The organism is Dielma fastidiosa (assembly GCF_000313565.1).
Classification (GTDB): domain Bacteria; phylum Bacillota_I; class Bacilli_A; order Erysipelotrichales; family Erysipelotrichaceae; genus Dielma; species Dielma fastidiosa.
The window spans coordinates 306579-331373 of sequence record NZ_HE578927.1; the positions used below are offsets into that span (position 1 = coordinate 306579).

General features: G+C 41.2%; 23 protein-coding genes and 1 pseudogene. 9 read left to right on the forward strand and 15 right to left on the reverse strand.

The annotated features are described in order from the left end of the window. Positions 1–312: pseudogene (locus DAHG_RS11365) on the reverse strand (L-ascorbate 6-phosphate lactonase); the annotation flags it as partial. 224 nt (positions 313–536) lie between these two features. Here DAHG_RS11365 and DAHG_RS19460 point away from each other — a divergent pair. Both DAHG_RS19460 and DAHG_RS11375 read left to right on the forward strand, forming a co-directional pair. Next, positions 537–1349 carry a hypothetical protein gene (locus tag DAHG_RS19460; RefSeq protein ID WP_022938480.1) on the forward strand — a complete coding sequence of 271 codons (813 nt, stop codon included), beginning with the start codon at positions 537–539 and terminating at the stop codon, positions 1347–1349. After that, entirely contained in the window at positions 1336–2121 is a 786-nt protein-coding gene (locus tag DAHG_RS11375; protein WP_022938481.1) for a DeoR/GlpR family DNA-binding transcription regulator, read from the forward strand. The genes DAHG_RS19460 and DAHG_RS11375 overlap by 14 nt, the downstream gene beginning before the upstream one ends. Positions 2122–2189: 68 nt before the next feature. Here the strand turns inward: DAHG_RS11375 and DAHG_RS11380 are convergent, their stop codons facing one another. Together DAHG_RS11380 and DAHG_RS11385 are read right to left on the reverse strand one after the other, a co-directional pair. Then, on the reverse strand, positions 2190–4280 hold the full coding sequence (locus tag DAHG_RS11380) for a hypothetical protein (RefSeq protein ID WP_022938482.1): 2091 nt from the start codon (positions 4278–4280) through the stop codon (positions 2190–2192). Between the two features lie 15 nt (positions 4281–4295). Next, positions 4296–6041, reverse strand: coding sequence for a hypothetical protein (locus DAHG_RS11385; protein ID WP_022938483.1), 1746 nt, complete (start codon positions 6039–6041; stop codon positions 4296–4298). A 192-nt stretch (positions 6042–6233) separates the two neighbouring features. Between DAHG_RS11385 and DAHG_RS11390 the strand changes: the two genes are divergently transcribed. Further along, on the forward strand, positions 6234–6665 hold the full coding sequence (locus DAHG_RS11390; protein ID WP_022938484.1) for a LytTR family DNA-binding domain-containing protein: 432 nt from the start codon (positions 6234–6236) through the stop codon (positions 6663–6665). 92 nt (positions 6666–6757) lie between these two features. Here the strand turns inward: DAHG_RS11390 and DAHG_RS11395 are convergent, their stop codons facing one another. Continuing rightward, positions 6758–7603, reverse strand: a complete 846-nt coding sequence (locus tag DAHG_RS11395) for a hypothetical protein (RefSeq protein WP_022938485.1) — start codon at positions 7601–7603, stop codon at positions 6758–6760. A gap of 190 nt (positions 7604–7793) precedes the next feature. Between DAHG_RS11395 and DAHG_RS11400 the strand changes: the two genes are divergently transcribed. From DAHG_RS11400 to DAHG_RS11415, 4 genes are all read left to right on the forward strand, one after another. Further along, a complete protein-coding gene (locus DAHG_RS11400) occupies positions 7794–8543 on the forward strand; it encodes a hypothetical protein (protein WP_022938486.1) in 750 nt (249 codons plus the stop codon). 1 nt (position 8544) lies between these two features. Beyond that, the gene (locus DAHG_RS11405; protein WP_022938487.1) at positions 8545–9513 is read left to right on the forward strand and encodes a hypothetical protein; all 969 of its coding nucleotides are present in this window, start codon (positions 8545–8547) and stop codon (positions 9511–9513) included. A gap of 129 nt (positions 9514–9642) precedes the next feature. Next, positions 9643–10575, forward strand: a complete 933-nt coding sequence (locus DAHG_RS11410) for a hypothetical protein (protein ID WP_022938488.1) — start codon at positions 9643–9645, stop codon at positions 10573–10575. Continuing rightward, entirely contained in the window at positions 10556–11125 is a 570-nt protein-coding gene (locus tag DAHG_RS11415) for a hypothetical protein (RefSeq protein WP_022938489.1), read from the forward strand. Before DAHG_RS11410 ends, DAHG_RS11415 begins: the two co-directional genes overlap by 20 nt. 18 nt (positions 11126–11143) lie before the next feature. On the opposite strand, the gene DAHG_RS11420 is transcribed toward DAHG_RS11415, so the two are convergent. The 8 genes from DAHG_RS11420 to DAHG_RS11455 form a co-directional block, all read right to left on the reverse strand. Continuing rightward, entirely contained in the window at positions 11144–12292 is a 1149-nt protein-coding gene (locus tag DAHG_RS11420) for a glycerate kinase family protein (protein WP_022938490.1), read from the reverse strand. Positions 12293–12311: 19 nt separating this feature from the next. Further along, the gene (locus DAHG_RS11425; RefSeq protein ID WP_022938491.1) at positions 12312–12968 is read right to left on the reverse strand and encodes an aspartate/glutamate racemase family protein; all 657 of its coding nucleotides are present in this window, start codon (positions 12966–12968) and stop codon (positions 12312–12314) included. Between the two features lies 1 nt (position 12969). Further along, positions 12970–13626, reverse strand: coding sequence for a class II aldolase/adducin family protein (locus DAHG_RS11430; RefSeq protein WP_022938492.1), 657 nt, complete (start codon positions 13624–13626; stop codon positions 12970–12972). Positions 13627–13740: 114 nt separating this feature from the next. Further along, on the reverse strand, positions 13741–15111 hold the full coding sequence (locus DAHG_RS11435) for a PTS galactitol transporter subunit IIC (protein ID WP_022938493.1): 1371 nt from the start codon (positions 15109–15111) through the stop codon (positions 13741–13743). Positions 15112–15127: 16 nt separating this feature from the next. After that, positions 15128–15409, reverse strand: a complete 282-nt coding sequence (locus DAHG_RS11440; RefSeq protein WP_022938494.1) for a PTS sugar transporter subunit IIB — start codon at positions 15407–15409, stop codon at positions 15128–15130. A gap of 19 nt (positions 15410–15428) precedes the next feature. Further along, positions 15429–15890 carry a PTS sugar transporter subunit IIA gene (locus DAHG_RS11445; RefSeq protein ID WP_022938495.1) on the reverse strand — a complete coding sequence of 154 codons (462 nt, stop codon included), beginning with the start codon at positions 15888–15890 and terminating at the stop codon, positions 15429–15431. 7 nt (positions 15891–15897) lie between these two features. Continuing rightward, a complete protein-coding gene (locus DAHG_RS11450) occupies positions 15898–17973 on the reverse strand; it encodes a BglG family transcription antiterminator (RefSeq protein WP_022938496.1) in 2076 nt (691 codons plus the stop codon). A 110-nt stretch (positions 17974–18083) separates the two neighbouring features. Next, the gene (locus DAHG_RS11455; protein ID WP_022938497.1) at positions 18084–19367 is read right to left on the reverse strand and encodes a four-carbon acid sugar kinase family protein; all 1284 of its coding nucleotides are present in this window, start codon (positions 19365–19367) and stop codon (positions 18084–18086) included. 281 nt (positions 19368–19648) lie between these two features. Between DAHG_RS11455 and DAHG_RS11465 the strand changes: the two genes are divergently transcribed. After that, positions 19649–20509 (forward strand): NAD(P)-dependent oxidoreductase, encoded by an 861-nt coding sequence (locus DAHG_RS11465; protein WP_022938498.1) that lies wholly within the window; start codon positions 19649–19651, stop codon positions 20507–20509. Between the two features lie 60 nt (positions 20510–20569). Here DAHG_RS11465 and larA read toward each other — a convergent pair whose 3' ends face one another. Beyond that, complete coding sequence (larA, locus tag DAHG_RS11470) at positions 20570–21832, reverse strand: nickel-dependent lactate racemase (RefSeq protein WP_022938499.1); 1263 nt, start codon at positions 21830–21832, stop codon at positions 20570–20572. A gap of 116 nt (positions 21833–21948) precedes the next feature. Then, positions 21949–23754 carry a DUF885 domain-containing protein gene (locus tag DAHG_RS11475; RefSeq protein ID WP_022938500.1) on the reverse strand — a complete coding sequence of 602 codons (1806 nt, stop codon included), beginning with the start codon at positions 23752–23754 and terminating at the stop codon, positions 21949–21951. Positions 23755–23908: 154 nt separating this feature from the next. Here DAHG_RS11475 and DAHG_RS21150 point away from each other — a divergent pair, with 154 nt between their 5' ends. Further along, positions 23909–24046, forward strand: a complete 138-nt coding sequence (locus DAHG_RS21150; RefSeq protein ID WP_022938501.1) for a hypothetical protein — start codon at positions 23909–23911, stop codon at positions 24044–24046. Positions 24047–24167: 121 nt separating this feature from the next. Here the strand turns inward: DAHG_RS21150 and DAHG_RS19465 are convergent. Then, the coding region (locus DAHG_RS19465) for a transketolase family protein (RefSeq protein WP_022938502.1) at positions 24168–24795 on the reverse strand (628 nt) is incomplete at its 5' end.

Consider the following 24795-nt stretch of genomic DNA (forward strand, 5'->3'; position numbering starts at 1 on the left):
CGGATCATATACGATCGGTGCCGCTCTTAAATTCGGTTGGGTCATCCGGCCGCCGGTCATGTTGCGCATCTGATGGAACGGTGCCATCTCTTTTGTTTTCTTACTGCGCTTGCCATTGCCGAACCACAGATCGACTGCAATGTTTGTATTATTTTCCGTCTTTACCCATAAACCGGTACAGCCGATCCACCACATTGCGAAGGTTCCTTTTTCTACTACCTCCTGGTCGATCTCCTCATTCAGCCATGTTCCCCATTCCGGGAACGCGCCTAATATCCATTTTTCTCTTGTGATTTCATCTACCTGACTCATCAATGATTCTCCTTTCGAATGATTGCTTCGTTTACATCTTTAGTTTATCGAAAGCGTTAACATTTTGCAATGTAGTTATATGAACATTTCGCTAATTATATGTTCGATTTATGATTGTGTAATCGCATACATTTTTTCTAAATCTACAACGTTCAAAATATTCAGCGGTTTATGATTGACAAATATTCAAAATGTTCATATAATTTAATCAGGAGGATGTATTTATGTTCAATATCCGTAAACATGCCTTTTCTGAAAAATGGCGTAATATCATCAGTGCAGTTATCTATATAATTTTTATTATCTATTCAGTGAATCTCATTATTCAAACCGAACAGCTCAGTTCAAAGCTGTTTTATGCCGCGCTTGTGCTTATTCTGATCAGTGTTGTCGCACTGTCAGAATATCTACGTCTGCTTTATCGTCAGGCAATTAAAACACTCGTCATGGATTGTGATCCTGATGCCGCTAAGCAGCTGGAGACTAAGCTATTAAAATATGATATTTTTAAAGCATATAAGAAAACAATGCTGATTTTTGATCTCATGGTTAATGCCGATTTGAATCAGTATCAGCAAAATATTGATTTACTTGATCAAAATGAAAAATTCTTCAAGCAGAGTCTCGATAACCTGCTGATCCGCAATTATAATTACTTTAAGGCTTATATTGGTATTGATAATAAGATCAAGGCGAAAAAGTATTATCAGGATACCATTAAAATGAAGGGCGCTAAAATCAAGGGCAGCAAGGTTTCACCGCTTTATTCATGGGAGGAAATCGATGCCGTTTATTATTTATGCATCAAAGATATTAAAAAGAGCAAGAACGCTTTCGCGAATACAAATATCCAGATGATGAATAACCGTGAGTTGAGTCATTATTATTATGATTATGCACAGCTGAACCTGCTTGATGATAATCATGAGGATGCAAAAAAGCATTTGCAGCAGGTTATTGAAATCAGTAATAAAAATGCCCTTCATGATCTGGCAATAGCACAATTAAAGGAGCTGACAAAGCATGAAAAAGCATAAAACAATCGTTGACAGCCGCCGCCAGAAGGTTATGCTGGCAATGCAGAAATATGGCAAGGTGATGGTTGATGATCTGGCTGCGGAGCTGCAGGTTTCACCATTGACAATTCGCCGTGATCTTCAATATTGGGAAGAACAAAACGCGATAGAACGCTTTTACGGTGGTGCAAAGCTGGTTAATTCAGTAATACCCTGTGATGATCCAACGATGAGCAATGCATTATATAAGCATGCGATTGCGAAATATGCCGCTCAATATGTTGAGGAAGGCGACACGATATTCATTAATACAAGTTCAACCGCGCTGTTAGTCATCCGTTATATCCGCAATAAGCGCTGTACGGTAATCACTAACAATGGCAAGGCTATTTTTGAGGAGCATGATCCGCTGGTAGCCATCGTTTTAACCGGCGGTGAGCTGCGGGTGCCAAAGGAATCCATGGTCGGTGAATTTGCCCTGAATAATTTAAACCGCGTATCCGGCGCAAAATGCTTCTTAGGCTGCAGCGGCATTGATGTTCAGGGCGGCATCACAACGGCGATTTTGCAAGAGGTCGCAATTAATGAAACAATGCTGAACCGCTGCAATGGTCCATGCTTCATCCTAGCCGATCATACCAAGGTTGGCAATCAGCACAGCTTCATCAGCGGTTCAATCCGCAAGGTCAGCTATTTGATTACCGATACCGAAGCTGATAATGAGGTATGCAATGAAATTGAGAGCTGCGGAGTACGGGTCGTTAAACTTCAGCCGCTGGCTCATATCGAATAGAATTTACATTTAAAAGGAAGGCTTAATTTCATTTCATCAATGATTTTATTCCTTCCTTTTTTTATATATTAACTATGCATTGGTTCATTCAGTAAACTGCGGTATGTATTCGCAAATTCTGTAATACTAGTATACGCATTTAACTTATCATCATTCAGCTGACCGCTTGCATCGGCCGGTACAGCTTCCATAAAATATCCAAGAATCTGCGCGCCCGGCATCTTGATTGAAACTGTAAAGCCCTTTGATTTACCGCTTATATCCGTTTTGCTGTTAGAAGTAGGTACGGCCTTACCACATTTAAAGCATAAGAAGCCGCCGCTTTTCGCAACACTGTGTTCAAAGCTTTCTTGTACTTCCTTGCTTTGTTCATCTGAAAATTCAAGCGTAATACTGACATCCTTGGCAATCACCATTGCTGTTGGGAAGCATGGAAAGATACAATTATCCCGATTATCAAAAGTACCCTTAGATATTTTCAATGAAGTTGTATTAAACATTTCCTGAGTCAATACAAAGACACCTGGATCAAACCAATCACGCACGAAATTTACTTTGGCGGCACGGAAGGCGATCTTTAAATCAAATTTGGTATTCGAAAAATCGGTCTGACTCTTTGCATGGGCGTCACTGTTGGTTTGTGAGTAACCGCCGAACAGACAGCTGAAGCCCGTTGTTTTCTGCGTCGCGTCAGAACTGGTCGCTGTTGATTTTTTCATATCCTCAGAGGATGAGCTGATAATTATGTCTGAGAAGCGATTTTCAAGGGCATCCGGCAGCAATTTACCGGCTAATGCGTTATCGGCTTCTTTCTTACAGGCATTCGAGTATTCCTGTTCCTTTTCCTTCAGAGCTTCCTTAACAGCATCTAATTCCTGATACAATGTTTTAATAGCTAATGTATAATCCTGAGATTTAGCAGCAATCAATTCCTTGGAAGCAATAGCCACACTTTCAATACTTTGACTATAGGCATTTTGCGCCTGTTCCAGCATACTCATCTCTTTGACGAAATTAGCTTCTTCAAAATTGGCAGTTACCCCCTTAGCACGTTCTTGAGCCGTTTTCTTAGAAGCACTGTCAATGATGCCATTGATAAAGTTTAAGGTAGAACAAAAGCCAGCACCATAGCGATCATCTAATTCCTTTTCCTGTTTTGCCAACGCTTCCTTAGCGCTCTTACATGCCGATACACACTTTCCAATCTGACTAGATTGATCCATGACCTCAAAGGTTATGATTTGCTGAAGCAATGAATCCCGCTTATTTCTTAACCGTTTCACTTCACCCTGATAGAATTCTGATGATTTCAATAAATCAACAAAGCTGAATTTACTATCCAGATCCTCAAACCAATCTGAAGGTTCCATAACCACTGGATAAACATAACCGCCGTTGGGATCATATTTACGCGCGTTTCTGACCCGATCACGGGCTTCCTGCAATTCGGCACCGGAACCGCTGTCCAATACCCCTTCAATGATTCTCATATCCTTGTCTGAGAAGATTCCTAAAACCTTACCATGGCAGGCTTCTATTTTCAGCAGATAACCCTCCGCAACAGTCTGATACCAGTTTAAGAATTCTTCCTCGCGTTTAAGCCGGCTTTCCGCATCATCGAGCGGATAAACTTCTTTTAAATGCTGACGCTGGGCGTTCTGAGCATCTGCCCATTTTTTCTTTTCATCAACATACTCTTCATACAGCATATAAAATAACTGCTGAAGATTAAGTGTTAATGTGACCCCTTCATCATTAATATAATTAACCTCACTCCGTAATAACTCACGCAGTTTATTCTTGGCATTAATTAAATTATTATTAATTTTAGGTGTTAAAACATCCAGCGCCGATACATATTGATTAGCCAGCATCCGGCCATTATCAGCCCCCACAACCTTTGCGGGTGAAAATAGCTTATTAGCGATTCTCGATTCATTTGCGGCAACCTTAATCGGCTTCTCAAAACGTGTATCATAACGAAAATTCTCAGGATTTAATTCCGTGCCCGGCATCATCATCGTAAACATCTGAGAACTGCTGGTTGTACCAAAAAGATCATCAATCTTATTATATATCTTATCAATTGTTGATCCTTCCTCTGCTTCACTTATCGTTGATTTTGAAAGATCTGTTTTATTTCCTTCTGGTTTTGGCATAATCTAAACCTCCTTTTATAATTTCTGACTTTGATCAGCCGGAGTAAAATGCATGAAATAACCAAGCAGCTGCGGATAAGCATAGCGTAAGGTCAATGTCGATCCATCATCATCCATCACTGGCTGAATATCCTGTGCATATTCACGGAAACAAAGAAACTGATTCCCCTGACGCACATAACGCTTCAAAAGCTCCTTCAACCGACGGCAGTCTGCATCCAGTGTAAATTGCAGGGTTAAATCCTTAATCAGCACAAAGGATGTGGAATAAACCGGGAACAGATAATTTTCTTTCATCAAATCCTCAAGCTCTGTGATGCCTTGCGCAATCATTGTTTCACTGATTGAATAATAATGATTACTTAAGCGGAATATTTCCGGATGAAACCATGGCCGATTGATTTTGATTTTACGTGCCAGAAAGCCAAGATTGATCTGCATTCCCTTTTTCATCGCTTCCTCATCAAGACCATAGGGAATATTGGAACCAAACAACGCGTTTAAGCCCATTAAAGAATCCTTCGCGGCGGTTATCAAGGACGGTTCTTCGTAAAGGGCAGCTAATGAAGAATGGATTTCAAATGTCTTATAGTCTGGATTTGTATTGATTGGCAGCAGTGCCGTGCGGTTTTCCGCTGCATCTCTTTTCGCTGATAAGGACAGCAGCTCCATCTGTCGATTTAAAGCCTGCAGCTCATCCGCAAACTGCGGTTTCAGCTTTTCAAGTTCAAGCTGTGATGGATTCATAGTCACATAAGATTGAATCAATCTTTCATAAGCTTCATTTTGCTGAATCATAGCCATAGCAGCTGTACTCATCGGTTTACTTTTCTTCATTTTCCAAATATTTATAAGACAGCCGGCCAATCTTTCTTTAAAAGGACAGTCCGCCTTAATCGAACAAAATGTAAGACGCTGAAGATCATTAAACCAAGCCTGTTCATCTAATTGCTGAAGCTTTTCTGTCAGTTCCTTTTTAGCTGTAAACCATGGCTGATCTGCCGTCTCATCAAGAAAGAAATACATCTGTTCCAATGTTCGAACCATTTTCTCAAAGGCTTGCGCATAATCCATGGCATAGGCATAAAATGAACGCAATAATTGAAATTGATCAAAATCACTCGCCAGCCTTTGGCTCCAGTCTTTAGGATGCAAAGCAACCGGTAATATGATCTTGCCGTCAGGCAGCCGCAGTTTGGCGCGCTCCAGCTCCGCCTTTACATTCATCAGTTCTTCATCGGCAAAGCCATGCTGCTGCTTTTGCTGCTGTTCATCAAGCAGCTGATACAGACAATCATTCTCAGTTTCAAGCTCGCTAAGAAAGCTTTCCATAAAAGTGCGGTATTCATCACTTGCCAGACCATATTTCAACATAAATTCCTGTTTCATCCTGTGTAAACTCTGCTTGCGTTCATATCGCTGCTGACAGCTCGCTTCTAAATTACGGTAGGGAAAGAGCTTTAGGCGCTGAGTGATGCTTTTGAAGCTGTCATTTTGTAAAGGCAATAATGATTTAAGCGATGATTCATAACGGGATAAAAAAGAAGTTGGTGCTGAATTGGCGGCATATTGACAAGGCGGCAGATAAACATTGGCAAGATTGCTCTCTGCAGTCATTCTGGCAGCGGGTTCTTTGCTCTCATCATTCAAGTCTTGAAACTTAAGCGGATTCTTCATCCCCATGATACACAGATATTGATTCTCACGTTCACTGCCAAGCTCATGATCAATTTCACGATAAATCTGTTCCAGTAAATTCATACATTTCCTCCTGCACCTCATTATAACGGGCAGTTCTTACATAATTCTCTTTTTGCGCAGATGTTGCATTTTCATGACCATTTACTACAGCTTTCGCATTTTATACCTTTAATTATGCAGAAGATGGTTTGTTTTATTTTATCCTTTTCTTTAATTTGTTTAACTATTAATGGGGTTGGGCTGGAGAGACAAATGAAAATATGGTTAAGAAAGAGTGATAAAATTAGTGAGAATAATATTGAAATCTATTATAACGGACAAAATGACCGCAGTATTAAACAGATTATGAAAATTATCCGTTTGTATGACACAAGATTAAAAGCTTATGATGATCAGCATAATATGTTTTTAATTCCAATTCCTTTAATTTATTATATTGAATGTGTAGATAATAAAGTATTTATCTATACCAAAGATGAAGTATACCGCTCTCATGAACGGTTTACTGAATTAAAGAATAGCTATGCATCGGAAGGCCTGATTCAGATTAATAAGAATACCTTGGTCAATAAAATTCATATTCAGTCAATACAGATTGAAAAAGAATGCCGGCGCAAGTTATTTCTGAATAATGATGAATCATTAATTGTAAATCGCAAATACAGCAAACAGTTCAGCATATAAAGCTTTGAGTACCTTTTAGAAAACCCCAAACCCTATGATCTCAACAGCTTTATAAAATAAATAAAATGACAGCGCACTGTCATTTTATTTATTTAATCGAAGCAGATTCGGCCGTTATGTTCAATTTTTAATGTTCGGTCAATCACCATGGCGCCATCCCAGCCGACATAGAAATATTGTTGATGTCCCCCTTCCATATAAGGAATAAAGGTATGTACCGCCAAAATGCCGTTTGGATTAAAGTAATAATATTTACCCGCAATCCATTTGCCGCCTTTTACCATCACATTATTTTCATAATAATACCAGCAGTGACTCACTTCATCCTTTACCCAGCCCATTTTAGCTTCAAAGCTTTGAAATTTCATGCCGAATGTATTCATGATTTTTGTCTCATTCATATGATAGACACATCTTGGATCGACTGCATTGGGTAAGGTGCCGGGGTGAAAGTTATTACTAGCAAAATGTGTCACACCTGATGATTCGATAAGCGGAGAAACATTGCCAATGTTTAATTTACCGCGGCCTGCCTCAAGATGGGTGTGTGAACCGCTGCCGATGCCGGAACAGCCCATTGCCTGAAAAGCCTCTCCCTGTTTAACTGTCATACCCCTAAATATATGAGTTATGTCATTGTCATGCCAGATATCCAAGGTTAAAAAATCGAGTGTGCCATCGGCAAAGAGCACAGGTGCCAGTGACTGCCATACGACTTCATTGCCATTGCCTAAATGATATTTGCCCATACACATCATACTGACCGGAGCGAATAAACGATGATCTTCAGGATCAGCATTGTCCAAAGCCCATGTTCCTTCATGACTCAACCATTGATGACTGCCGTCTTCTCCGCATCCCTGAGTCAGATTCACGACTGTCTGCGGCCATAGAATAACTTCATTTTGATTTACTTTTAAAGATTGATTCTCTTTCATATCAATCACCTCCGCTGTAACTGTAAGCAATTCTTTCTGTTAGATGATGCGAAATCAGCTTACCTGCACCTCAGCGGCACTGTCATGCGAAAGATACATGCCTGAATTTGTAATGAAATGTATTTTTTCATATATCAGCAGCTGAACTTGTTAGAGTAGAGATGGCTGATGCCGATAGGAGGTTTATATTATGGAATATAAAGATTGTATTGAATTTAGGAAATGCGCAAGCATGTTTGAGCATCTTCATGACCAAAGTCTGGGTAGTGATGCGGTTCATTTAAAGGATGGTGATTATGATTATTGGATGAAAAGCTTTTATCCGACGTATGTCAAAACCGGAGTGGTCGCTGATACAAGATTCTACTGCGGTAAGAATAATTCTAATTTAGGGGTTGGCAATGACGCAGTCTATCTAAATCATGAATACTGCAACATACTTTATCAATTATACAAGCAGATTGCGAAATTCTATGTTGATAAGACACTGCATCTTTTGCTTGATAAGAATATGATCGATGGCTGGCCGAAATTCTTAGCTGAAGATCTGTCTGCTGATAAAATCAAAGATCCGATTAAAGTCATGGTTACGATGCTGAATGAGACAGATTGGCCCTCTGATCCGCTGCTGTTTAAGGCATTAAGGGCTGTTCTTGTTCTTAAGGGATATGTCAAACAGTATAAATACAATGATACGATTCAGCGTATGCCTATGGGTATGCAGGAAACGTTCACATTATCTCATGAAGAAAAAATAAACTGGGATGATATTGAGCCTGTTTATCAATTTATTAGAAATATGGACTCAATGACGAATGAAGCTTTTCTCATCAGAAAAGATGATTCAATCAACGGATTAAAATTGCTTTATACATTGAGTAAATTATATAAGTTTATCGCTGCTTTGCTTGCTGCTCAGCTTTCAGGAGGAGAAAAATAAAATGACAAACATTCATTATCTGCCCTTTATCAATAATTCTGAAGCTATTACATGGCGTCAAAATCTGGAACAGGCTTTTATGCGGGATCATAAGAATGACTATGACCGCTTAAATGCCGCTAGAGCTGATAGTACAGACATTGTTATGCTGAATAACACTAAAAAAGAATTACAATGTAAATGGTTTGTAAAACTAAATGAGGAAATCTATAAGAAATTAGATGCTAAACTGGCAGGCATTCCCAATGATGAAACAGTCATCGCCGCTATGCCGGAGTTTTTCTGGCGTAATATCAATGATAATCAAAAGCATACTGATCCTCATGAGATTATTAATTACGGGAAATCATTTTCTTATGAGGTAAAACAGATTTGGCCTGACAGTAAGCCAGAGGATGAATACAGCTTTCAAAAGCTGACAACTAGATACCCTAACTTAATCCTCTTTGCGGGTACTGTCTGGTGGAAAAAAGATGATCTGATCCGCAATTCGATTCCAATCTTTGCAAATGGACAGTATATAGGTCAATGGCCAAAGACGAATCTGTCATCGATTGACGGTCTTGGCGGTCCTATCATTGATTACCCAGATTTTAATAAAATTGACAAGTCGGCAATTCACTGGCAGCCTCAAAATGTGAATGATGCAGATAAACTGCCATCACCAGAAATAACTTTCAACGGTTTGCGTATTGGTTTAGATATCTGTCTTGATTTTATTGTTGATGGTTCATGTTCTAGAGATCTTCTGCCAACAAAACCGGATATTCATCTGCTGATTGCGGGCGGTATGCCAATCTCCAATGAAAATGAGGCATATATTAATGCCGAAAAGCTCTTCCTTCGCTGTGACGCCATTGAATATCATATCAATGCCAGCTATCAAAATATCAGTCAGAATGAAGCATTGAAAACCGTCAGTGCTCCTGTCAATGAGGAACTCTTCGCCCGCGTTGATCTGATAATTTAAGTTATTTTATGTGCAGGTATGGATCATTTTCCGAAAATGACGATTTTATTATTAAATTCAACTAGCAGGCTCTCCACAGAGTGAAAAGAAAATGCTATAATGGATATCGTACAGAAAGGAAGGATATCCATGATCAAAAAAGTAATCGGCGGCCTGCTGCTGTTCTTTTGCGGAATCACGTTAGTAATCAATGGTGTGTCTGGTACACCGATGAATTTCGGATCATTTTTTAGCCTGATTCCCGCCTTTGTCATTTCAATTGTCCTGCTTGCTTCTCCGGATAAACCTTCCACCAAGAACGCCGGTAAGAATCACCGTCTTGATGAACAGGTAAAAGCGTATTTTGCAAATACTGATACACTTGCTATCAGTGACAGCATTACCTTAAAGAAACCGGTCAATGAAGGACTTACCTTTAATAATCTTGTTGTTTTATACAACGATGAAGTGATTGGCAAAATGATTGAGTTTAACCAATATTTTCCTGAAGCATATAAAACTTTGTCCAATCGGACTAATACAGCTACGTTTGTCAAACCGGAGGTAAAGAAAGCTCAGCCGCAGCCTGCACCAAAACCGGAAACCAAAACTGAACAGGCTCCGTCATATATCGATCTGATTAATGATTATAATACGACGATTACTGATGAAAAGCTGTCTGAGGCATTGTACAGCACAACCGCGATGCTCAAGCACTTAGAAATTCTACAGGCTAAATATCCTAAAAGCAACCATAAGCTGGATAAGCTTTATCAGCATTATTTGCCGATTTTGCTTGAAATTCTTAAGAATTATGTTGCTGTTGAAAGCGCTCATGCCGGTTCAGCCGAAGCTGCCGCTGTTCAGCAGAAGCTGATGAAAACAATTATTCTGATCAATGAAGCAATTAAGAATATAACCTCATCACTGTTCGATGAAGAAATGATGAATCTGTCGGCCGATATGACCGTATTGGAAAATATCTTAAAGCAGGACGGACTCGTACAGGATGACATGGATATTAATTCCTTAAATCAGATATTGAAGCAGCAGGAGGAAGCCTATGTCAAAGAAGAAAAATGATTTGTTTGATTCCATCGACGATCTGTTTAATACATTAAACAGTGAAGAAACGGCTAAGGCGATTACTGATACAGTAAGCAATGTAGGCAGTGAAATAAAGCACTCAATCAATGAGTCATTGAAAAAAAACGGCTATGATAATTTTGGTGAATATATTAATGCCAATTTCAGCAGTTCCAAGGAAAGACGCCGTCCCCAGGCTCGCCGCGCATATCAAACACGCCGTAATTTCGACAGCCGCTATGAATATTTCATGGACGCGCTGATGAGTGTGCATTATGATTTAAAGTACCGCGGATATTTCAAAGAAGGTCATCAGGAAGCGATTCATACATATCTGGTGTTAGCAGAGAATTATAAAACAAATCTTGACGCGCTGAATCTTCGGCTGCGCAATGAAATTAAGGATTTGAAAGCTGTCATGCGCAAACAGAAAAAGGATGCTTGGAATGAAGGGTATCTGAATGGTCTTGAATATATCGGCCGTTCATTAAAAAATTCTAAAGTTTATATGATGAATAAGATTCAAATGGAATTAAGTATGCAATAAAAAGGATTGAACTTCGGCTCAATCCTTTCTTTTAGTAATTGCGCATTGATAAAGCCGCAGCGCAGATTCACTGATAAAGGCGAGATTATCAGCTGCCGATGCCATTGCTTCAGCTAAAGACATCGGTTTAAGCGCGGCATCAAAAATGGCGGTTACACCACTCGCATATAATTCGCGGCAATCAGCACTTACCGCACCGGACAAACAAAGCAGGGGGACACCATGTTTTTCAGCCATGGCGGCGATACCGCTGACAGCTTTGCCATAAACGGTCTGCCCATCTGTTTTACCTTCACCGGTGATGATTAAATCTGCTTGCTTGACCTGTTCTTCAAAATTGATCATAGTCAGTATCAAATTGATTCCCGAATAGATTTGTGCCTGTGTGAAAGCCATCAGTCCAAAGCCAAGACCACCGGCTGCCCCCGCACCAGGCAGGCTGCCGTAATCCACCCCATACTTTTCAATCACCAGCTGATTCAGATGCTTTAATGCCATATCAAGCAAGGCTTGGCTCGCAGGGTCAGCCCCTTTTTGAGCGCCAAACATAAAGCTCGCTCCGGATTCACCGCATAAACTATTAAATACATCACTGGCTGCCTGAATCGTACAGCTTTTCAATCTTGGATCAGCCTGTTCATCATCAATGCGGCAAAGCTCGCCGGCTTTGGACATATCATGAATAAATAGTCTGTCATCAGCATCATAAAAGCGATAACCCAAAGCCTGCGCCATTCCCAAACCGCCATCATTGGTAGCACTGCCGCCGATGCCGATCAGAATTCGCTCGCAGCCTAAGTCCAAAGCGGCACGAAGCATTTCGCCGGTACCGAATGTAGATGCCTGAAGCGGATTTAATTCATCCTTTGTCAGCAGTGTCAAGCCATTGGCAGCAGCCATTTCAATCACAGCCAGACGGCTTTTTTTGACATAGAGAAAGGTAGCGGCTAAGGGCCGCATCAGCGGATCGTGAACTTGTACACGGATCAGCTCACCGCCGATATGTTCAGCAATCGCTTCGATACAGCCTTCACCGCCATCAGCTATTGACCGCTTGATAATTTTCGCTGACGGCACCGCTTTTAACACGCCTTTTTCAATAGCTGCTGCCGCTTCTTTTGACGTCAGATTATGCTTAAAGGAATCCGGTGCTATTAAAATTCGCATAGAACCCCTCTTTCCATCTTTACAGATATTTTTTCAGCTGTTCACAGCCAAGCTTTGGACTTGAGAAAACCGGTACGCCTAAATTTTGACATTCAGGTTCAAGCACAGCCATTGAACCCTGCGCAAATACGATCACATCATTCTCAGCTGCTGCCTTATATACCGTATCAATAACCATTTGATTATGACGCTTTTGATCTCCAGTTTCACTCAGTACCTTTAACGCGCCGTCTACTAAATACGGTGTCACGGTTACTGTCAGTCCCTGATCTTGCGCATTGCGTTCCAGCAGTCTTTTGCTTGGTGCTACTGTTGATGTGACCGTCGCAATTAACGCGATACGCGGACCATGCTTCACCGCCTCAGCCGCCATCGGCTGGTCGATTTTCACATAAGGTACCTTAAGCATCGGAGCAATCACATCCACCGCTTCACCAACCGATGAACATGTATTCAGGATAACCTCTGCCCCGGCTTGCTGAGCGATTAACGCATACTGAGCCAGACGCTCTACAACTTCAATCGGCATCGCCTTTGCTGCAATCGTATCATTCAATAATGAATCATCAACAAGATTCATGATTTCAGCCTCTGGATACAGCTCATGCACCAGCTTTCTCAAAGGCGCAACGGTTACACAGCCGGTATGCAGCATCGCTATTTTCCTGAATCCCATCTTATTTCACTCCAAACTTGTTTGAATATTTATTCCATGCCTTTTCCTTAAAGGCGGCATCAAATGGAATCGGCTTTCCCATCGTATTGATCAGGAATAAGGAATAACATGTTTTTTCAACAATCTCACACGCGGTAATGGCAGTGCCCATATCTTTGCCCACACAGGTTGAACCGTGATTCTGCATCAGTACAGCCGCTTTCTTACCCAGATAGTCTGATGTATATGCTGCTAATTCATCACTGCCCGGCGCCGCGAATGGACAGCGGTCTACATCGCCGCCCAAATAATTGATTGATTCAATATCTATTGAAGGCATCACTGTGATTCCCTCAATAGAAGCATATGCCGTCGCATATGTTGAATGAACATGAACTACGGCATTTACATCCGGCCGCTTCAGATAAATCAAACGATGAAGGTTATGTTCAATTGACGGTGCATACTTGCCGTCAACAACCTTTCCCTCCATATCGATCACCACTAAATCCTCTGCCGTTAAAATTGCATAATCCATCGTTGTCGGGGTGATGACAAATAATTCTTCACCTGCCACACGGGCACTGATATTACCTGCTGTTCCCACCGTAAATGCTTTTTCTATCGTTAATCTGCAGCCCTTCAGCACTTCCTGCTTCGCTGCCTCTAAATTATTCATTGACTTCCTCCAATCTTTCCATTTCATACACTTTTTTAAATAAATTGTGCTAAACTATACTTAAGCTTATATGAAATTGTTCGTCCGCCAGACACCTTTTTATATAAGCCCTTTTTATTCATTCTCTGCTTTTTCTTCAGCTTCTAAACGAGCAGTCTCTTTTTTTAGATAACGGCTGTAGAAAACCCAGCATGCAGTCCAGCCGCCGGCAACGATCAGCGGTACAAAATCCCCGGTCAATGCTTTAAACATCTGTCCGAAACCGTAAGTGAATACCGGTGCATTGATACATGAATTTGAAATCAGCTCATTAACACCCAATTCAATAGCACCGGTAGCTCTTGCCAATTCGCTCATATACGGAGCAATCGCCGTACCAACCCACAGGAAGACAGGAGCACCAATTAAACATAAGATAAACATCCGCGGCAGATTGCCTCGAGTAACCAACAGTGCCGGAATAGCCAGTGAGAAATTAATGATGCCCGCAAACGGCAGCATATTGTTGCCCGGCAGAATCAGCGCGTCAATAAAGATCATTGGAATGATAAAGATAATCGCAATCCACAATTCATTGATACCGCCCATAAACGGCCAGTCCAGTCCGACATACAATTCACGGCCGGCAAATTTTTTCTGCATAAACTCTGAAACGGCATCGGAAATTGGCGCCAAAGACTGCATAAACAGCTTAGAAACCATTGGGAACAGCATTAATGCACAAGCGCATTTAATACCTAAATTCAAAATACCGCCGACATCATAACCGGCAATGACGCCAAAGATACAGCCAAGAATAAATCCTAATACATGGTTCTCCGCGAAAATACCAATTTTATCACGCAGTGTTTCAATATTAATTGGCTTATTTAATGCAGGAATTTTCTTAAGCAGGCAGTCAAATGGATACAGAATGCAGCCAAAGAATAAAGTACGATGCGTACATGTAACACCTGGAATACCAGTCATTGACTGAATCGTTTTCTGATGCAGGTCGCCGGAGCGCAGCTCCAAAATAATCTGCAGTGAAGCAATAGCTAAAGCAATCCAGATATTATTCGTTAAAGAAATAACGATTACAGCGATAAAAATCTTACCCCAGACATTCCACAAATCCGCGTTGAATGTCTTTGTTTTATTAAAAATCAGCATCAGTACATTGATCCCAATCTGCAATGGGAAAATAGCAAACGCGTAAGGCCATGACCAAGAAATCGTAGCCATCGTCGTCCAGCCGCCGTCAACAATATCCAACTGCAGACCTGTTGAATTCAGCATACCGGTTGCTACCGGTGTAATAGCATCCTTCATGAAACCAACGACAAGGTTCATGCCGACAAAAGCAACACCGAGTGTAATACCGGCAGAAATCGCGTCTTTTAATTTCATTTTTACGCATAAACCGGCAATAATCATAATAATTGGTACGAATACCGCTGCCCCTAAATCTAGAAAATACTGGAAAATTGTACTTAACAGTTCCATAATTCTATCCTTTCTGCTATTTCAGCACTTCAATTATTTTATCTAATTCTTTATCCATACCCATTCCGGTCAGGAATGCGATACCGTTAAACACGGGTACCGGATATTCCTTATAAGGCTTGGTAATGGCAATGTAACCCACGATATCCTTGTCCTTCAGCGTTCGGTCTAAGGATTTCATATCCACTGCTTCAATCACACCATTAACCTTTCTTTCCTTCAGCAGCTTGATGACCTTACTGGCTACCGTCTGTGAAGTGGCAACACCGCTTCCGCATGCTACTACGATCTTTTTCATATAATTTTCCTCCTTTCCTTTATATTGCCATCTTGCTTTCCACAAGATGTAAGCAATCTTCCTGAGTCTCAACATATAATAAATCATTACTGAAATCATCTTTCATAAAAAGATCCATCAGTTTTTGAAGCAATTGCACATGATAATCATCATGCTTAAAGCCAAGCAGGAAGACGACCTTAACCTCTCCCTCATCCTCACTCGCCATCAGCTTCCAGACCGCACTGTGCTTTAATCGCGCAACAGCAATAAAGGGCTGTTCAATAAATTCCGGATCTGTATGCGGAATGGCAATGCCATAAGGCTGAGTAGGCAAAGCCGTCGGATATTTTGCTTCACGCTGCTTGATTGCCTTTAAAAAGCCCTCATTCACAAAGCCTTTTTGAAGCAGAATGCCGTTCATCGTTTCGAAAAACGCATCGGCATTTCTGACATCAAGATCAAGTAAAATCAAATCCTTGTAAAACATCTGTTCTCTCATAAACTGATTACTCCTCTTCCCATTTGATACATTCTAAAATTTCCATTTTGGTTTTAGCCTGTTTAAATTGCTTAAAACGCTCATCAAGCATATCATTCAGCTGCGCTAATGCCTTTAAATGACGCTGAACATTAGGGGTTGCCAGCACAATGATGACATCAGCTTCCAAATAATTGTTGATCTTTATACGCCGATCCATTTTAAGCATGCTCATACATACTTCACGGACACCCTGATCAACACCGGCATGAGCGACGATGACACCATCCGCAATCATAATATAAGGCTGACTGGTTTTGATTGAAGTGATAATTGTTTCCACATAGCGCTGTTCAATCATCTGTTCAGCAACTAAAACCTCCGCGCAGTCACGAATTGCCTTTTCCCATTCAAGCTCAACGTTTGCCACCAGAATATGATGAGGCGGCAGCAGCTCCGCCAGACAAGGCTGATACGCATTCGCATCCATACTCTCAATGGAAGGCTGATCGGGAAACAAATAACGCTTAAGATCGCGCATTAATTTCATGCGGTCGGTAATCTTTGCATAACGTTCCACAATTTCCAGCACATCATCCATCTGAATCGTATTCACTGAAAAACCAATCAATTCATTGTTAACTTTCTGAATAAATTTCTTGCGTTCATATTCATTGATAAACGGTTCCACAAGAAAAAGCTGTTTATCCGTTTTAATATAAGTAGTAGAAAAGATGATGTCATATTCCTCTTCGCAATTCATGTAATCACGGATTGAATAGCAATTCAGAAAATGAATATAAGGCAGCATATTCTTCAGATCCATAAACAGGAAGTTAGAAACTGTGACACCATTGCTGCAGACCACAATTGCCCGCTTACCCTTTTCAAAAGACAAGATCTGACCTTCTTTACGCAGCCAGCCGCCGATCAAAATCGTAATATAACCCAGCTCCATATCCGGAATCGGTTTATTTAAACTGTTCTCAAAGGGATAAATGACCTTTTTGATTAAATCATGCAGATACTGATACTTGGTTTCAATAATATCCTTCATCGGATTATCCATATGGAAATTATATTTAATACGGTAATAAGCCGGCTTCCAATGCTGAAATAAATACTTTGCAAGCTGTTCCTTATCCTTAAATTTAATACAGCTTAAGATTTCAAAATTATCAATTACATCCTTGACCGATTGATAAATCACCTGATCAATATCAGTTTCTTCCATATCTAAATAAAAGAAATTTGAAGTTAACAGCTGTAAAGTCATATATAAATGCTCCTGCTGAGAAAAATTAGGAATATCTTTTAATAGAATTTCTGATACTTGATATTCTCTTGTGCCAACAAAGCTTTGATAAGTCAGCGGCAGCTTGCCGATATCCTTGTGCTGTTTGATTCTCAGCAGGATCATCGATACAATATAAGGCAGCTCTTTGAATACCTCATCAGTAAAACGGATATCCAATTCTTTTTCAATCTGACTTAAGCGAAATTCATTGGTTTCAATCTCATAGCGGGTAACCTTTGTCAGCTCCATAAACCAGCGGCTGCCATTGCTCATCAATAAAATAGGATGTATAAGATCAATCAGCAAACGGCGTTTATCCAGCTCACTGCCGATAAAACGATAGCCGTTTTCACGATCATACTGAATATCAATGCCATAATTGCGCGTGTCCATCTGCGCTTTTTTCATATCATTCAGAATTGTATTTTTACTTACCTTAAGCATGGAAATAAAATGATACAGGCTTAAGCGTTCCGTCCTGCTCAGCAAAATAAATTCGATAAAGCGGATTCGTTCTTCTTCATTTAAAACATAATCACTGGCATCAATGCTAATCATCTGATCGCCCATTTGTTCATAAAGCTGTTTAGGAACAATAAAAGTTCCCGTCTTCTTCCGCTCGATCCGCGGATAACCTTCACTTTTCAAAACATCATTGATTTTCTCTAATGTATAGCTTAGCTGTTTTCTAGTCAGACTGAACTTTTTCTCAATCTCACTGCCTTTTATCATCGGATCATTTAATATGGTATCAAAGACATTCTTGCTTCTTTCATCAAGATTCACGCTTTCAATCACTCCTCTCATTCTTTATCCCGCACCATCTCACCTACTTAAATTATACGTTATAAAAAATGAAGTTACGGTTTGAAAGAACCAATTTTTTGCGCTTCATTTAGTGCAACAAAGTACCGCGCTTAATACTGCTTCAGATAATCAATCGCATCAATCAAAAATTGCTCATTGCCGAAGCTGCCTGATTTCAGGATCATCAGCAGTTTAGGTTCTCCCAAGGATAAGGAAGAACAGATACCGGTTTGAATTTCATCAACTAATTCACTGGCATGAATATTCAGCATTTCAATAATTCTTGCTGATGTGTCACCGCCGGCAATACAGATACGATGCTGATTAGATGCTTGAATGAGCTGAAGAACCAGCTTAGCAAGGGCTGTTGATACTAATTTAGAGACTGACTTTTCATCATAACCCTTTGTGCGCCCCACCGTCTTCATCAGTGTGACCTTTTCATTTTCACAATCAGGCTGAAGCAGCACATGCTCGCCCTTAAGCAGATGGCTCAGCGCCTTTTGAAAGCAGCCTTCAAGCATCTTCTCACTTGCCTGCCGGTCATAAAGCATTAAGGGATCAAAGGGTATATGAATAACTCCATGGGCAAGCGCATAGGCACTCTGCCGCTTGCTTTGCTGGGTGATAGAACCGACAGCCAGCAGGATACCGCGTTCTTTATCCGGCAGCACGGCATGGCTTTGCACCGTTTCCTGATGCTTGTGATAGACTGCCAGCTCTTCTGCGATTGCAGAAGAACCGCCGATTACCTTTTCATTAACAATTGCCGCCGCTAGGATTTTCAAATCCTGCTGTGTCTCACAGTCACAGATTAAATATCCGCCCACTTTTTGAGCTTCTTCAATTTGTCTGCGCACCGCATGATGACCTTGACGGATAGTTTTCAGCAGCAAATGATGAATTGGCCGCTTTGACTGCAAAGCGATGATGGCCGCTAAATCTGAGGAAGTCATGGGATTCATCGGATCATGACGAAACTGCGATGCCGCCAGCTCACAGCCATAGACATAATGCCGGCCATCAACGGTAGTTCGGCCATTCTTAGGAAAAGCGGCAATAACAATCATCAATGATTCATTTAATGTATCCAGCATGGCATCAAATTCCGCGCCGATATTGCCTCTGAATACCGAGCATGTCTTTTTAAAATATTGCGTACAGCCAGCTTGCTGCAGTGCCTTTACGGCCTTGGCAGCCTTATCATAAGCCTGTTTCGCATGATCAAAACGTGAATCAGTATCAATAATCAGCACATCTGCCTGATGCTTGAAAATCTCATCCGGACTGGATGCGGTAATGCTTCTTAAACCCTGTTTAGTGAAAAAAATACCGATATCCTGACAGCCGGTAATATCGTCACCTACGACACCCGCTCTATATCGCTCACTCACAATATCCCTCCTCACAATTCCATTATAATTAAACAAGCTGCCGCTTTCATAAGCATTCAGTCCAAATTTTAAACATCAAAACGCTGATTATTTCACCAAAGAGGGTAAGTGAGCAATGCGAGCCGCTTATCTTATGCTTTCACAGCAAGCCTATGCGCAAAGTGAAGGCCGCTCAGTCACGCTTCCGCATTTTTTGTGCTGAATTAATGTACAATTCATTACTGATTCTATATAATTGCAGGTGAAAGGATTCATATTAAATATGATATAGGTACAATACTATGAAAATTGCATGGATCGGAACCGGCGTTATGGGAAAAGCAATGCTGCTTCACTTAGTTGAAGGCGGGCATACAGTATCGGCATATAATCGAACGATTGAAAAAGCTTTAGATTTAAAGGAACAGGGAGTCAGAGTCTGCGCTTCACTGAGCGAATGTGTCGCGGATGCAGATTTGGTATTCACAATTGTCGGCTATCCAAAAGATGTAGAGGATGTCTATATGCGTGAGGATGGTATCTTCCATTCAGCAAAGGCTGGCGCAATATTAATCGATATGACAACCTCATCACCGCAGCTGGCGGTTAAATTAGCGAAAGAAGCTAAGCAATATGATATGAGCGTTTTAGACGCGCCGGTATCCGGCGGTGACACTGGCGCTAAGGCAGGTACACTGTCAATCATGGTCGGCGGTGATCGTGAAGCTTTCGACAAAGTAAAAGAGGTGCTGGCATTGATGGGCAAAGGCATTCATTATATGGGGGAAGCCGGCTGCGGTCAGCATACTAAAGCTGCCAATCAAATCGCGGTAGCCGGCGCGGTAAGCGCAATGAGCGAGGCGCTTTATTACGCAAAAGAAAACGGTCTTGACATGCAGGCGATGCTGGATGCGATCAGCGGCGGTGCGGCTGGCAGCTGGCAGCTGAATAATACTGCGCCAAGAGTTTTAAAGGGTGATTTCCAACCAGGCTTCTTCATTAAGCATTTCATCAAGGATATGCACATTATTCAAGATGTGATGGCCGAAAAGGGCGAACACTTAAAAATGCTTGACACCGTATGTTCACTCTATGAGGAACTGGCTGCCAATGGTCATGAAAATGAAGGTACCCAGGCATTGATTAAAGTTTATGAAAAATAATCTGATTCTCTAGTCAGATTTAAAGAAAAAAACAGCTTTAAACCTGGATTTAAAGCTGTTTTATTTTTGAATAAACACTGAAACACCTTCCGGAATTACGGTGATTGATTTTATTCCCCTGCATTTATCAGCCAGCTGAACCGCTTCATTTAATGTATGGGCGGGTATCATGTGCATCTTCTTAATCACTTCATCATCAAGATCAGAAATCATAATTACTTGATGATCAATAAGAATCCGGGCAAGAATTTGTGCCTGCCATTGATCACTGACGGTCTGTGCGGCAGGAACGGAAAGAATCTTGTCATAAAGCTTCTGTACGGTTTCACACTGGGCGAACATGTTGAAAAAAGCATCACCGCCAATACCGTCTGCGCATTGACAGGCCATGATGATCACCCCAGATTTACAGCATGTTTCAGCGGCTGTCGATAATCCCTTAACACTTTGATAAAGATTTTGATCCAGCGGATAACCATTATTAGAGGTAATGACTAGATCACTCATAATCGGCGGCAGCCCGCATCGTTTCGCGGCATACGCGCAGCCCCTTTCATGAGCCATAACCGCATCACCGGCAAAACTGGCAATAATTCTTTGCTGCTCATCAAGCACCACATTTACAATAAAAGCCAGATTCGCTTTGCGGGCGGCAACCTTCATATCCAAATGAATTGGATTTCCTTTCAATAGACCAGCGCGTGAAAATGGTGAATCTATCAATGCCGCGCAATGATTGTGCAAGACACAGTTTTTGGCTGCGATACCCGGCAGTACACTTTTACGGCCGCCTGAATATCCGGCAAAGAAATGCGGTTCAATAAAGCCCTCCGCAAGCAGCAGATCCGCTTCAACCGCCAGCTGGTTAATCAGACACGGCGCACCGCTGGGCAATATGCCTAAATCAGCCATTTGATCAGATTCACTGTCATGAATGTGTATCGTCAAACGCTGCATCAGTTCATCGCCGAATTTAGCCCGTAATTCTTTTGCGGTAGTTGAACGATGGCAGCCAGTCGCTATCAATATACTGATTTGCGCCTGCGGACTGACCTTTTCGATTTCCGAAAGCATCGCAGGCAAAATGATCTTGCTAGGTACCGGCCTTGTATGATCACTGGCGATGATTACGATATGCCGCTTGCCATAAGCTAATTCAGCTAATGTTTTAGAACCGATCGGCTGTTTCAGCGACTGTTCTACGATGGCCGCTTCACTTTCATAAACATGGTTATTCAAAGGACATTGCAGATAACCCTGAAGCTTTTGATCATCAATTTCACCTTCCAGCCTTCCCTTGCCATAAGGCAATTGAATATGCATATAATCACTCCTATCTAAAACTATGATACCACTTGCTTCATCATCTACCCTAAGCTGTAAGTCCAGTTTTTCTCCATTTCAAAGCACAAGAAAAGACAGCCGAAGCTGTCTGAACTTTATTGATTTTCTTCAATATACTGATTTACATGCCGCTTTACAATATCAAACTGTACTGAACCAGCTTCCAAAATGGCCTGATGGAAACCCATCGCCGTGAACTTATCACCTAAAGCTGCCTTGGCTTCCTTCTCCAATTCATTTAATTCCGCATACCCTACATAATAGGAAAGGAAAGCGCCTGGATTACTCTGCAGCTGAGCATACAAAACTTCTGCCGCCGCGGCATTTAAGCCATTGTCTTCCATATACTGTCTTACCTGATCCAAACTCCAGCCTTCATAATGAATGCCGATATCCAGTTGCGCAATCAAACAATTCGAATAAATGCTCATTACCTTCTGCAGTGTCCGGATATTCTCAGGCACATCGCTCAAATAATTCAGCGCGTAAAATTCCACATAGGTCGCATAACCTTCCGTATAGCCTAAATTATTAGCAAAAAGGTTATGGAAAACATTGGGAATATTCTTATAAGCATAGCTTGTCTGATACATATGACCCGGCAGACCCTCATGGGCTACGGTACTGAATGTATCTAATGAGCCGATAACTAATGCGTCTTTGTTTGTATTCACTCTAATTTGTTTCTTAGTAGTGCCATCAATTGCCGGAATATTGAAATAAGCGGCAATACCGGATACAGCTAATTCAGGATCTAAAGGCTTGATCTCATAATCGATATCACCCACATCAGGGAAATCCTGTTTGAACCAGTTATTTAAATCGGCCAGCATTGATTCAAAATCGGTATAACCGGTATCAGCCTCATTATAGGCCCATGTTTCATATGCATTGCGGTCAGTCATAGCAATTTTCTGAGCCGCGGTAATCATTTCATAAGCCAGCTCATCAAGCAGCTTTTGAGTATCTTCGATAGAACGTGAAGTACCGGTCTTATCTTTAAACAGCAGCTCATAATACGCCTTGCCGTTTTCCAGATAATACAGTCCCTGCGTATTATTTTTACTGTCCTTCAAGCCTTCCATTGTCTCAATAATCGCCCCATAGGCAGGAATGAAAGAATCCATAAAGGCCGTTTTTAATTCAGCCTTATATTGATTTTTTAACTCATCACTTAAATCAAGACTGTCAATAGTCGCAAACATACTGGTCAGCACAGCGCTGTTTTCACCTTCATTATAAGTCTTTTTAGAATCTTCGATCACTGTATCTAAATCAATCATCAAGGTTCCCTTTTCAGCTTGTTTTTTAGTATATTCAAGCAAGGAATCCATATATGGCTTAACATCATTAATCAAAACAATCAGGTCCTTAAGATCTTGTTCATCGCGTAAAATATAATCAGCAAATAAAGTCGGCAATTGTGTATGCAGACCCGTCATCGTATCAAAGCCGCCGCCTACATAGCGGAATTTCTCATCATTTCTGGCAATATCAAGTTCGATGGTTTCAAGATAGTTATCATAAACATCTTTTTGCTGATCACTCAGCAGGTCACGGTTAAACGCGTCAAGAGCAGCCTTAGTTGCCTGCATCTCTTCCACACGTTCTTGATAAGCCGCATCATCGTCTTCAAGATAGCCTAGTGTTACTTCAACCTTTGATCGGTCAATGCCGTAATTCTCTGGGTGTTCAAAATAGATATGTGTTGTCAGATAATCACTTTCAGCACTGGCAACCAGTTCTGATTGTATAAATTCATCAAACTTTTTTTGTTCTGCGATGGCTTCCTCAGAAGTCAAATCGACAGTTGGCGGTGTCTGCTGTTTTTGGCAGCCTGCCTGTGTAAATGCCAGCGATACGGATAATGCCGCCAGCAATAGATATTTAAGCAGTTTCATAATTTGCATCCTTTCGTACTATATCTGATATTATATCCTTAAATTCAATCAATAACAATATAACTTTCTGTGGGTTTCATCATCGCTGCCAAACCATTGGACAAAGATTCTGCTTTCCGTTACAATAGGCTTAAGCAACAAGGAGGATTCAGTTATGGGTGGTATATTTGCGCTTTTAATGACAGTAGGATTATTTGCGGCATTTTTAAAGATTCTTTATTTAGTGATTAAGAAAGCTGTGAAAGATGGTATCTTAGAAGCCGCTGAGGTTCAAAACAGCATCGGTGAATAAATATTACTTACAGCTATTGAAGCACTAAACGATTATCACAAGCAAACCAGAAAACCTCTGGTTTTTTTGTATATATGTATATAATAAAAAGCCGACTCTTTGTGAATCGGCTTGAATTTGATTATAAAACTTCTTTAACTTTCTTAACGATTGCCGCCGCGTCTAAGCCATACTTTTCACACAGTGCCTTTGGTGTGCCGCTTTCGCCAAACGTATCCTGTACGCCCACCATTGCCATCTTCACCGGTGCCTGCTTCACTGCCACTTCTGCTACCGCGCTGCCTAAGCCGCCGACAACGTTATGTTCCTCACAGGTGATCAGCACATCATGGCTCTTCGCCAATTCAACGATCAGCTCTTCATCGATCGGTTTGATCGTATGAATATTTACCACCGTTGGCTCAATGCCTTCCTTGCTTAATTCTTCACTTGCTTTCAATGCTTCCTGCACCATCATGCCCGTCGCGATCAAGGCTACCTTGCTGCCTTTCTTTAAGACAACTCCCTTGCCCATCTCAAACTTGTAGTTCTCATCAAATACATCTTCTACACCGCCGCGGCCCAGTCTTACATAACATGGCCCATCGATTTCCGCGATGCCTTTGATGATCGCTTTCGTTTCTGCCGCGTCACATGGCTGGAACACCTTCATGCCCGGGATCGCACGCATGATTGCTAAATCCTCGATGCACTGATGACTCGCACCGTCTTCACCCACGGTCAATCCCGCGTGTGTCGCGCATACTTTC

Coding starts and splice junctions, on each gene's coding strand:
- DAHG_RS19460 (WP_022938480.1), top strand. CDS start 537: ATGTTCAATATCCGTAAACATGCCTTTTCTGAAAAATGGCGTAATATC.
- DAHG_RS11375 (WP_022938481.1), top strand. CDS start 1,336: ATGAAAAAGCATAAAACAATCGTTGACAGCCGCCGCCAGAAGGTTATG.
- DAHG_RS11380 (WP_022938482.1), bottom strand. CDS start 4,280: ATGCCAAAACCAGAAGGAAATAAAACAGATCTTTCAAAATCAACGATA.
- DAHG_RS11385 (WP_022938483.1), bottom strand. CDS start 6,041: ATGAATTTACTGGAACAGATTTATCGTGAAATTGATCATGAGCTTGGC.
- DAHG_RS11390 (WP_022938484.1), top strand. CDS start 6,234: ATGAAAATATGGTTAAGAAAGAGTGATAAAATTAGTGAGAATAATATT.
- DAHG_RS11395 (WP_022938485.1), bottom strand. CDS start 7,603: ATGAAAGAGAATCAATCTTTAAAAGTAAATCAAAATGAAGTTATTCTA.
- DAHG_RS11400 (WP_022938486.1), top strand. CDS start 7,794: ATGGAATATAAAGATTGTATTGAATTTAGGAAATGCGCAAGCATGTTT.
- DAHG_RS11405 (WP_022938487.1), top strand. CDS start 8,545: ATGACAAACATTCATTATCTGCCCTTTATCAATAATTCTGAAGCTATT.
- DAHG_RS11410 (WP_022938488.1), top strand. CDS start 9,643: ATGATCAAAAAAGTAATCGGCGGCCTGCTGCTGTTCTTTTGCGGAATC.
- DAHG_RS11415 (WP_022938489.1), top strand. CDS start 10,556: ATGTCAAAGAAGAAAAATGATTTGTTTGATTCCATCGACGATCTGTTT.
- DAHG_RS11420 (WP_022938490.1), bottom strand. CDS start 12,292: ATGCGAATTTTAATAGCACCGGATTCCTTTAAGCATAATCTGACGTCA.
- DAHG_RS11425 (WP_022938491.1), bottom strand. CDS start 12,968: ATGGGATTCAGGAAAATAGCGATGCTGCATACCGGCTGTGTAACCGTT.
- DAHG_RS11430 (WP_022938492.1), bottom strand. CDS start 13,626: ATGAATAATTTAGAGGCAGCGAAGCAGGAAGTGCTGAAGGGCTGCAGA.
- DAHG_RS11435 (WP_022938493.1), bottom strand. CDS start 15,111: ATGGAACTGTTAAGTACAATTTTCCAGTATTTTCTAGATTTAGGGGCA.
- DAHG_RS11440 (WP_022938494.1), bottom strand. CDS start 15,409: ATGAAAAAGATCGTAGTAGCATGCGGAAGCGGTGTTGCCACTTCACAG.
- DAHG_RS11445 (WP_022938495.1), bottom strand. CDS start 15,890: ATGAGAGAACAGATGTTTTACAAGGATTTGATTTTACTTGATCTTGAT.
- DAHG_RS11450 (WP_022938496.1), bottom strand. CDS start 17,973: ATGAGAGGAGTGATTGAAAGCGTGAATCTTGATGAAAGAAGCAAGAAT.
- DAHG_RS11465 (WP_022938498.1), top strand. CDS start 19,649: ATGAAAATTGCATGGATCGGAACCGGCGTTATGGGAAAAGCAATGCTG.
- larA (WP_022938499.1), bottom strand. CDS start 21,832: ATGCATATTCAATTGCCTTATGGCAAGGGAAGGCTGGAAGGTGAAATT.
- DAHG_RS11475 (WP_022938500.1), bottom strand. CDS start 23,754: ATGAAACTGCTTAAATATCTATTGCTGGCGGCATTATCCGTATCGCTG.
- DAHG_RS21150 (WP_022938501.1), top strand. CDS start 23,909: ATGGGTGGTATATTTGCGCTTTTAATGACAGTAGGATTATTTGCGGCA.